This window comes from Nostoc sp. UIC 10630 (assembly GCF_010747425.1).
Taxonomy (GTDB): Bacteria; Cyanobacteriota; Cyanobacteriia; order Cyanobacteriales; family Nostocaceae; genus Nostoc.
Map to the genome: position 1 here is coordinate 23938 of NZ_JAAGOG010000078.1, position 9165 is coordinate 33102.

Annotated in this window: 9 protein-coding genes; 2 read left to right on the top strand and 7 right to left on the bottom strand. The window is 42.7% G+C overall.

Going from position 1 to position 9165, the window contains the following annotated elements; translation table 11 throughout:
* Nucleotides 1–402 precede the first annotated feature (402 nt).
* From G1O98_RS18845 to G1O98_RS18855, 3 genes are all read right to left on the bottom strand, one after another.
* Complete coding sequence (locus G1O98_RS18845) at nt 403–1203, bottom strand: SDR family oxidoreductase (RefSeq protein ID WP_163930497.1); 801 nt, start codon at nt 1201–1203, stop codon at nt 403–405.
* 29 nt (nt 1204–1232) lie between these two features.
* Nucleotides 1233–1607 carry an inorganic diphosphatase gene (locus G1O98_RS18850; RefSeq protein ID WP_175586755.1) on the bottom strand — a complete coding sequence of 125 codons (375 nt, stop codon included), beginning with the start codon at nt 1605–1607 and terminating at the stop codon, nt 1233–1235.
* A gap of 173 nt (nt 1608–1780) precedes the next feature.
* A complete protein-coding gene (locus G1O98_RS18855; protein WP_163930499.1) occupies nt 1781–2728 on the bottom strand; it encodes a zinc-binding dehydrogenase in 948 nt (315 codons plus the stop codon).
* A gap of 389 nt (nt 2729–3117) precedes the next feature.
* Here G1O98_RS18855 and budA point away from each other — a divergent pair, with 389 nt between their 5' ends.
* Complete coding sequence (gene budA, locus G1O98_RS18860) at nt 3118–3915, top strand: acetolactate decarboxylase (RefSeq protein ID WP_163930501.1); 798 nt, start codon at nt 3118–3120, stop codon at nt 3913–3915.
* Nucleotides 3916–3934: 19 nt separating this feature from the next.
* Complete coding sequence (locus G1O98_RS18865; RefSeq protein ID WP_163930503.1) at nt 3935–4336, top strand: VOC family protein; 402 nt, start codon at nt 3935–3937, stop codon at nt 4334–4336.
* Between the two features lie 89 nt (nt 4337–4425).
* On the opposite strand, the gene G1O98_RS40760 is transcribed toward G1O98_RS18865, so the two are convergent.
* From G1O98_RS40760 to G1O98_RS18885, 4 genes are all read right to left on the bottom strand, one after another.
* Nucleotides 4426–4962 (bottom strand): pentapeptide repeat-containing protein, encoded by a 537-nt coding sequence (locus tag G1O98_RS40760; protein WP_275941786.1) that lies wholly within the window; start codon nt 4960–4962, stop codon nt 4426–4428.
* Nucleotides 4963–5333: 371 nt separating this feature from the next.
* On the bottom strand, nt 5334–6638 hold the full coding sequence (locus G1O98_RS18875; protein WP_163930505.1) for a dihydroorotase: 1305 nt from the start codon (nt 6636–6638) through the stop codon (nt 5334–5336).
* Between the two features lie 172 nt (nt 6639–6810).
* Nucleotides 6811–8163: a histidine phosphatase family protein gene (locus tag G1O98_RS18880; protein WP_163930507.1), complete on the bottom strand. Its 1353-nt coding sequence runs from the start codon at nt 8161–8163 to the stop codon at nt 6811–6813.
* Between the two features lie 350 nt (nt 8164–8513).
* On the bottom strand, nt 8514–8864 hold the full coding sequence (locus G1O98_RS18885) for a hypothetical protein (protein WP_163930510.1): 351 nt from the start codon (nt 8862–8864) through the stop codon (nt 8514–8516).
* Nucleotides 8865–9165 lie beyond the last annotated feature (301 nt).

Genomic DNA, 9165 nt, shown 5'->3' on the forward strand with positions numbered 1-9165 from the left:
CAAGTTGGGTGAAAATTTGCCTACAAGAAACTCCTCTTTAACCTCTTAACTCTGTGTTCTCTGTGCCTCTGTAGTTAAAGAAAAGATTTTTTAACCGCAGAGACGCAAAGGGCGCAGAGAGAAAAAAGAGATTTTAGAAGTCACCTTGAAAGGGCTAATGTTTTTACTCAGAGGTTGTTTGAAAAGTGTTTCGCTGTGACTTTAGGCACTTTAGATCCCCCCTAACCCCCCTTAAAAAAGGGGGAACCGGAATCAAATTCCCCCAATTGATCAGGGGATTTAGGGGGATCTAAAATTTTTGATACCGACAAGAGGACTTTTCAAACATCCTCTTAGGTCGTCAGCAGTCATTCAATTTTGGATTGAAGGAAAAATCTGCTGATTTCTGATTCCTTTCATCTGCTAAACACCAGGAGTAGAGCCGCCATCAACGATAATCTCTGTTCCTGTAATCGATGCAGCTAGATCCGACACCAAAAATAACGCTAACGCGGCAATTTCTTCTGGTTGGGCGATTCTTTTTAAAGGAATATTTTGGATGTTTTGTGCCTTCACTTGCTCGACGGTGATGCCTTGCGCTTGAGCGTTTTGTCGAGCTAAAGTCTCGGCACGCTCAGTAGCTGTAGCACCGGGCGATATGGCATTAATGCGAATCTTGTACTCAGCTAACTCTTTAGAAATGCCCTTTGTAAAGTTGAGTAGAGCCGCATTGCTTGTACCACCAGCAAGGAAGTTAGGGCGAGGTGTACGTCCTGCACCGCCAACTATATTGACAATGCGTCCATCACCGCGACTTTTTTGATGAGGGACGACGGCTCTAACTAAGCGGATGTAGCCCAATAATTTTAAGTTCCAAGCATCCAAGAATAAATCATCGGTGGATTCAAGGAAAGATCCAGCACGGGCTGAACCAGCGTTATTAATTAAGATATCAATCTGACCAAACTGGCCCAAGGTGGTTGAAACAACTTTCTCAACATCCTCTGCTTTTGTTAAATCAGCACTAATGGCAATAACTTTCGCCCCTGGCGTGGGTAGGGACTGGATGGCAGCTAGTGCATTTTCTAGTCTTTCTTGATTGCGGGCTGCGATCGCAACATTTACACCTTCACTATAAAGGGCTTTGGCAGTAGCTAACCCAATTCCTGCACTTCCTCCTGTAACAATCGCAGTTTTTCCTGATAGTTTTAGTTCTAAACTCATACAAATTTACCCTCACAAATGTAAGTAATTTATTTGCGAACCAATAATATTGCCGATTGAGAGCCTGTATTGTGGATATCCAAGATGGTTTGCCTTTCCTCAGATGTACAACCCAGAAGTATCTTGATTTCTGTATCCCGTTTTTCTAAATCAACACTACAGATGACGGCAGTGACTTTTTTGCTAGACAAACTACCTATCCAGACATCAATATCGGCCCCATCTCCAGAGTGAGTATTTTCCAAATATCCATAGTTCAACGGATAAACAAAGGATGGATAACGGGGATGTGATGTCCCTTTTGGCCGATCTATCTTGAGATTATTAAGGGCTACAAGCCGATCTAGTTTGAGCCAGAAGTCAGCATAATTCGTAGTTCTTAATTCATCATTCGTAATTATCACCTCACAAATAAATCTGCTTGATTGCAACAAGGAAAAACATTAGTCTTTCTCAATAAATCAGTGCATGAAAAAAATTAATTACGTTAGCGTAGCGCTGGCGAGTCCGCGTTCGCTTTTAGCGTCTCGTAGAGAGCGTCATTACGAATTACGAATTACGAATTACGAATTACGAATTATTTTGAAATGTGCAACACAGCCTTACCAGGAAAACGCCTGTCGAGTAGTTGTTGGGCTACGTCAGCTATTTGTGTCCAAGAAGCTTCTAAATCAATGTGAGGATGCAATTGACCGGCTTCTACTAGACTCAAAAGTCGTTTTAGACCGACTGCGGCTGATTCAAATCTCAATTCATCGAACAGACGTAAACCATACAGGCTCACGCTACCAGTCCCGAAAAATTGGGCAGCGTTGAATGTCACTTCTGCTCCCCCAGATACTCCATACAGCACAGTTTTTCCATCTTGCGCTAGTAAGCCAAGGGCTATCCCCAAAGTCTTACCACCCACTGACTCTATAATTAGATGATAGGGGCCATACTCACTAGCAGGTGAAAGGTCTTCGCCAATCACTACCGATTGTGCCCCTGCTTCTCTAACCAAAGTTTCATAACCAGGTTGACGAATATGTGCTGTTACTTGCGCCCCTGACAGTTGCGCCAATTGGATAGCGAAGTAACCAACGCCTCCTGATGCACCTGTAACCAGAACTGGACGACTTAACAGTGAACCACCTTTTAGCACTGCATGATACGCGGTTAAACCCGCTACAGGTAGGGTGGCAGCTTGAGCAAAAGATACCGATGGCGGCAGTTCTGCTAAGGCGTTAGTAGGAACAGATACAAGTTCCGCCCAAGCACCGGCGCGGCGTAAGCCAACTACACGCGCTCCTTGGGGAGGCCCAGACCCATCAGCCGCAGGGATTTCTACTACACCTGCCAAGTCCCAACCAGGCTGCCAACCAGCCTCAGCAGTGGTTGAACGTTTTATTTCTCCGCGATTCAGAGAAATCGCCGCTACCCTGACTAGAGCTTCATCTGGGGCAGGCTTTGGTGCATTCACTTCACTCAGTGCCAAACGCCCCGGCACATTGGGGTCAACAATCACAGCACGTATTTTGCTCATAAGGTTGCCCTGGCTTAGAGATTAATTTCTAGTTTGTTGGTTCGCAATGTACTGTCTGCAATAGATAAACTCGATAGATTAGTTATTTCTTCTTAATTCCAAATTCCTGTAACTAGATTAACGAAATTTTATTAACTACGGTAACACAATAGATTTACAGTATTTTTGGAACGTAAGAAGAAAATTATCACAGACAGCCAGAATAATCAAGCACCTGGCAAAAAGATTTGTTGCATCAATGCTTACATCTATTGCTGTGTTGTAAGCTAGTCCCTGTCAACCTCCACCTCTTACCTGGCTGTATGACTAGCTGCCTCTCCAACTGTCTCTAGATTTTGCTAGGTAATATGGGTATATTCAAAATTCAAAACTTTTATATATTTGATCTAATGAAACTCAAGCGTTATTTCTGGATAACTATTTTAACCATTACTGCATTATTAGTTGCTATTTTACCCGCTAGGACTCAGCAACATACACCATCAAATACCCTGTTTCAGGCATCGACAATTAGCGCTCTTGCAGTGGGAATTTTTGACGGCAATACTAATTTTCAGCAGTTGAGGAAACACGGTAATTTTGGTTTGGGGACAGTAAATGCTCTGGATGGAGAAATGGTTGGATTAGATGGCAAATTTTACCAGATAAAAGCTGATGGAGTTGCTTCTGTTATTCCTGATTCAATGACAAGCCCTTTTGCTACAGTCACCTTGTTTCAACCAGAAACATTAATTAATCTAGAAGGGCGGATGAATTATAAACAATTGCAGCAATCTTTAGATCAGCGCTTACCAACTAAAAATTATCCTTATGCAATTCGTATCCAAGGTAATTTTCCTTATCTAAAATTTAGAATTCCTCCTAAACAAACTCCGCCTTATCGTTCTTTAGCTGAAGCATTAAAAGAACAATTAATTTTTGAATTAAGGAATATCAATGGCACTTTAGTCGGTTTTCGCACACCCGAATATATGCAAGGAGTAAATGTTAATGGCTATCACTTTCATTTCATCGCTGCAAATCGGACAACTGGAGGGCATATCTTAGATGGACAATTCCAAAATGCTAAAATAGAAATTGATCCTCTATCAAACGTTGAGATAAATTTGCCCAAGAGTGCTGAATTTGTGCAAGCTGATTTGGGAGATAACAAACCTGTTGAAGTCAACAGAGTTGAACGTAAGTAAATATTTTTGAATAAAAGCTATGTCACTACCAGAAACTATTGCAAAACAAACGGATGCCCGCCCACCTGTGGCGATTGGTCATGTAAGATTATATGTGAGTAATGTACCGGAGGCTAGCGATTTTTTCGTCAAGATAGGACTGCGGTTGATTACCCAATCAGAACAATTAGCTGTTTTGGAATTACGGGGAGGAACGCACTTAGTTTTGAGAACAAGTTTAGAGGCGATCGCACCTGGAATCAATGCACCTTTTGATCTGATGGTAGATGATGTTGTCGCCACCAGAGATACTTTTAAGAAGTGGGGACTGACTGTTTCTGAGATCGAAACAGGCAGAATCCACAGTTCATTTAACTTAACTGGGCCAGATGGCTATTTATTGACGGTGACTTCTTCACATACAGGCGGTAGAGAAGTTTAACAATCAAAGAAAAAGGTCTTAGCCGTCACAATTGGGTGTAGTGCGTAATTAGTAGCGATGCCTACTACGGCGTGCGCCAACGCACTATCTTAGCGACGCAACCCAATTACCCGCTCTAAGTCTGCTCCTGTAAAAATTGTATCGGTAACATTAGCATTGCTCAAATTTGCATCTTCTAGATCAGCTTTCGTAAAATTAGCTTTGCTGAGGTTCGCTCCCGTCAAATTTGCCTTTCCTAAGTCTGCATCAGTTAAATCAGCGCCACTCAGATTAGCATTACTCAGATTAGTTTCATCTAAGTCAGCGTCAATTAGGATGGCATTACTTAGATCGACTCCGTTGAGGTCGGCTTTATCTAGGTTCGCGCCTCGGAGGTTACAGCCTTGACATTTTCTGGTGGATAAAATCTGTTGAACTAGATCGCTTGTCGCAGTTACAAGGGTAGGAGGGGTTGGAACACTCTCTGAATTTTGCTGATTTGTTTGTAGAGGTGTAGTTGGAGCGGGGGCTAGATTTGGTTCTGCCGCTTGTGGTTGTTCCGCTTTAGAACATCCCATTACCACTCCTGCTGCTAACATAGCGATCGCAGCTAGACTAATTTTTTTCTTTACAGCTACAGACTTCAATTTTCGATCAACCTCTTCTACTTTACATCAATTCTTAATTTAGCAATTCAGGCAGTAATGCCAATCTATCTTAAGTTTAAAAAAATGATAATTTGGCTTGTTAGTTCTGGGTTAACTCACAAGATAAAAATATACTCTCACTGACTCTGTTTAGAATCACTAAAATCCGGTCGTGCTGAACTACTTTTTGATAGATTACAAATACAAATTGTTTTGCATTTACAGTAGTTTGTAGCTAAATGAGGTACAAAACCAAAGATTCACAAATCAAATTATTCTTCTCCCTCCTGCCTCCTGCCTCCTGCCTCCTGCCTCCTGCCTCCTGCCTCAAAACCAGTGACTTTGTACTCATGCAAAAGAAAACTGCTGTATTAACACCAGGTTTGCACAACATGACCCTTCAACTGTTGTCCTAACCAAGGTGTATTTTGTGAAAGTGTATAAAGACTTTTTCGTTCAACTTTCCAGATTTGCTGGGGGTCAAATAAAGTAAGTTCTGCTGGTTGATGAGGTAAAATTGCACTGACTTCTTGCCCCAAACATTTTGCTGGACTGGTACTTAATGCCCGCCATAATTCTAAAGCTGTAAATTCCTCAGTTTCAACGAGATATTGCCACAGCAAGGGTAATGCTAACTCTAAACCAATTGCTCCTGGAGGGGCTTCGGCAAAGGCTTGGACTTTTTCTTCGTAGCTGTAGGGTGTGTGATCGATAGCGATCGCATCGATCACACCTGCACGTACCCCTGCACGCAACGCCGCAACATCACGCGGATTTCCTAAAGGCGGGTCTAAATGCAAGCTAGTGTGATAACTCTTAACTGCTTTTGTATCAAGTAAAAGGTGCATCCAGGTGGTGCTGGCGGTGATGGGTAAACCAGCAGCCTTGGCTGAGGCGATTAATTCCACGCTGCGAGATGTGGAGACGCGCATGATGTGGACTGGTGTACCGATGGCGGCAACCAATTCAAGCATTGCTGCGATCGCAGTAGTTTCTGCGCTGGCGGGTATTGGGGGTAAACCGAAACGGAGGGCATCTGCCCCTTCTCTCATTACACCATTTGCAGTTAACTGGCGATCGCTAGGCCAAAATGCGACTGGTTTGCCCAAAGGCTGGAGATACTCTAACACTCGCCGCACCAGCGCCAAATTTTCAAAGGGCTTACCATCGCTAAAACCAACAACTCCAGCAGACGCTAAATCTGCTAATTCTGTCATTTGGTTTCCAGCAACATCTAGGGTGATAGCACCCCAGATATGAAGCAGGGGAGTAGGGGAGCAGGGGAGCAAGGGAGACAAATTCTCCTCTACCCCTCTGCTCCTCTGCCCCTCTGCCCTCTTCTGCTGCAACTGGGCCACAAGTGCAGGGTTATCAATAGCTGGGGATGTATCGGGCAAGATGCTAACTCTGGTAAAGCCGCCAGCAGTAGCAGCTTGTAAAAAAGACAACAGGGTTTCCCGTTCTTCAAATCCTGGTTCACCGGAGTGGCTGTACAAATCCACTAACCCAGGCCCGAGAACTAATCCCTGACAATCTCTAATTTGAGTATCGGGATGAATATCAGCAATGTGCGAAGCCACTTCTTTGATATAACCATCAGCAATCAGCACATCAAAGATTTCGTCGATTTCAGAAACTGGGTCAATTACCCGTACTTTTTGCAGCAGTTCAGTCATAAAACTTTTTAGTTAGGAGTTAAGAATAAAGTTAGAAATTAGAAGCTATAAGTTATGAGTTAGGAGTTATCAGTTATTTGTTCCTTGCTCATCATTTTTAACTTTATTCATCACTCATAATTTTTAACTCCTAACTTTATTTCTAATTCCTCGCTCCTAACTCTTAACTTCTTTATAATGCTCCTGCTGCTGTTTTATCTAGTACGCCTCCACCAAAGTGAGTGGTGATGTTCATCGCTTGCAATACTGGTAAACCATCAATTCCAGAAGGGTAGTCGATAACGCTGACTGCGCCATTACCCTGGCGGAAATTCCAGAAATTTTCTAGCGATAAACCCAGAATGTGACAAAGTAGAGTTTTATTTGTAGCATCATGAGCTACTACTAATACAGTTTTGAATTGATTGGTTAATGCTGCTTCTACAATTGATTGCCAAGCTGCAACGCTGCGTTCCCAAACCTCTTGTAAATTTTCCCCTTCAGGCATTTGCACTTGGGCGGGTACTAAGCGCCAGCGCTGCAACTCTCCGGGAAACTCTTGTTCTATTTCTGTTTCTAATTTTCCTTCCCAGAGTCCGTGGCTGATTTCTCTTAAACCATCTTGCAAGTCTAACTTTACATTAGGATGCTGTTTTAAGATAATTTCTGCTGTTTCTTTCGGGCGCAGCATTGTGCTACTTACAGCAAAATCAATTGCTACCTCTTGGAGAAATTCGCCTGCTTTTTGCGACTGTTGTCTACCGTTGTCGTTGAGGGGGACATCAATTTGTCCTTGAAACCTAGTTTGGCGATTCCAGTCGGTTTCGCCGTGACGCACTAGCAACAACCTGACTCCTTGATGATCTGGTCGCAATGAGGGTAAAGTTTCTCCTGTATGTTGCGTCTGATTTAGAGATTCTAGCTGGACTGGTTCGCCCAATCCCCCAGCAAAATTAAGTACACTGATGCCACAGTTAGATTGCTGTATAGAATGGTAGCGACTTGCAGGGATTCCCAAAGCTGTGCTAATTAGGGCGCGATTAATGCCGTTATGTCCCACTATCAGAATAGTTTCGCCTTGATGCTGAGACAAAGTTTCTTGCCAAAATTGCCGCGCTTGTTCGTATAAAGCAAGAACAGGAAAATGTTCTCTTGTTCCTTCTGCATCATTAAGCAGCATCCGCAGTTCGTCTGGGCGTTGATGCCAAGTGCGATAGTCTTCGGCAAATTTTTGCTTAACTTCAGCAGTTAGCAGTGCTTCCCATAAAGGAAGGTCGATTTCTAGTAGCAAATCAGAAACTTGAATTACAGCAGATTGTTCGGAATGAGTAGCTAACTCACTATGAATAATATCTGCTGTGTGTTTCGCTCGTTGCAGAGGACTGCTGTAAATAGCATTAAATGAAATATTGCTGAGGGCTTTGCCAGCTTTACTGGCATCGTTACGACCTTTCTCGGTTAATGTTGACGCATCAGTGCGTCCCTGAATACGCCGCTCGGTGTTATAACCGCTTTGACCGTGGCGCACAATGATGACACGAGTCATCTCAAAGCCCTCCTGTATCTAGACGATTAATTTTACTGCAAAATGATTGCAGAATTACCGACTCAGGAAAGGGGATTTAGTTAAAAGGGTAGTTAGGAATCGCAACTATACAGGCAAAACCCACCTCCGTGCGTTTTAAACCCTCAATTATTTCCTTAAATCAAGCTAGTGGTTCATGTCATTAAGGTGTTCAGATCCCCGACTTTTTAAAGAAGTCGGGGATCTCGCAACCCAGAAAAATTAATGAGACAGACTACTGGCGTGGCAAGGCTAACGCACCGTGGATTGCTGATGGTGCGTTGCGCTATGCAACAACACACCTTACATGAAAGCATCAACTTTATACTTGATTATTCTCTCCCTAAATCTAACTGTACTTGCAATCCATCGTTGTCATTGCCAGACTGAGCGGGTGTTAAGAAAACAGAAGTGTCTGGCTGTGATAATGTCTCGTTAAATTGGATTTGGACTGGAGTTTTGTCTCTTCTATTATTGTTAGAGATTGTTGATGGATTAGTTTGCTCAAAAAACTTTCCAAAGTCATCTTGGGCTGTTCTATTATCAATTCCGACTAGAGAATCACCAGTTAATCTGTATTGACCTGAATTTAAGCTTGATGCTGGTGACTGGGCGTACACCTGGCTTCCTAAGCTTGCAAAAGCTGTGGTAATTCCCAACAAAGCAATAATTTTGGCGTTCATTTTTTTGTCCAAATTATCTTTAATATTGCTTGTCTTTATTCTCTGGGCAAATTATTTTAATTAACTCTATCGTTAGGTTCTACTACAATAATTGTATTGCGTATATAGTTGGCTCGTCAATTATTTCTGCTCTATGTTGATAGTAATACATCTTAAGTTAAGTAAGTTGGCGTAAATAATTGTTATTGGGATAATACCAATTTAATGTGAAGTTGCATATATCTTGATCCCCCTAAATCCCCCTTAAAAAGGGGGACTTGAAGAAATTTCCCCCCTTTTTAAGGGGGGTTAGGGGGGATCG

Coding starts and splice junctions, on each gene's coding strand:
- G1O98_RS18845 (WP_163930497.1), bottom strand. CDS start 1,203: ATGAGTTTAGAACTAAAACTATCAGGAAAAACTGCGATTGTTACAGGA.
- G1O98_RS18855 (WP_163930499.1), bottom strand. CDS start 2,728: ATGAGCAAAATACGTGCTGTGATTGTTGACCCCAATGTGCCGGGGCGT.
- G1O98_RS18875 (WP_163930505.1), bottom strand. CDS start 6,638: ATGACTGAACTGCTGCAAAAAGTACGGGTAATTGACCCAGTTTCTGAA.
- G1O98_RS18880 (WP_163930507.1), bottom strand. CDS start 8,163: ATGACTCGTGTCATCATTGTGCGCCACGGTCAAAGCGGTTATAACACC.
- budA (WP_163930501.1), top strand. CDS start 3,118: ATGAAACTCAAGCGTTATTTCTGGATAACTATTTTAACCATTACTGCA.
- G1O98_RS18885 (WP_163930510.1), bottom strand. CDS start 8,864: ATGAACGCCAAAATTATTGCTTTGTTGGGAATTACCACAGCTTTTGCA.
- G1O98_RS18865 (WP_163930503.1), top strand. CDS start 3,935: ATGTCACTACCAGAAACTATTGCAAAACAAACGGATGCCCGCCCACCT.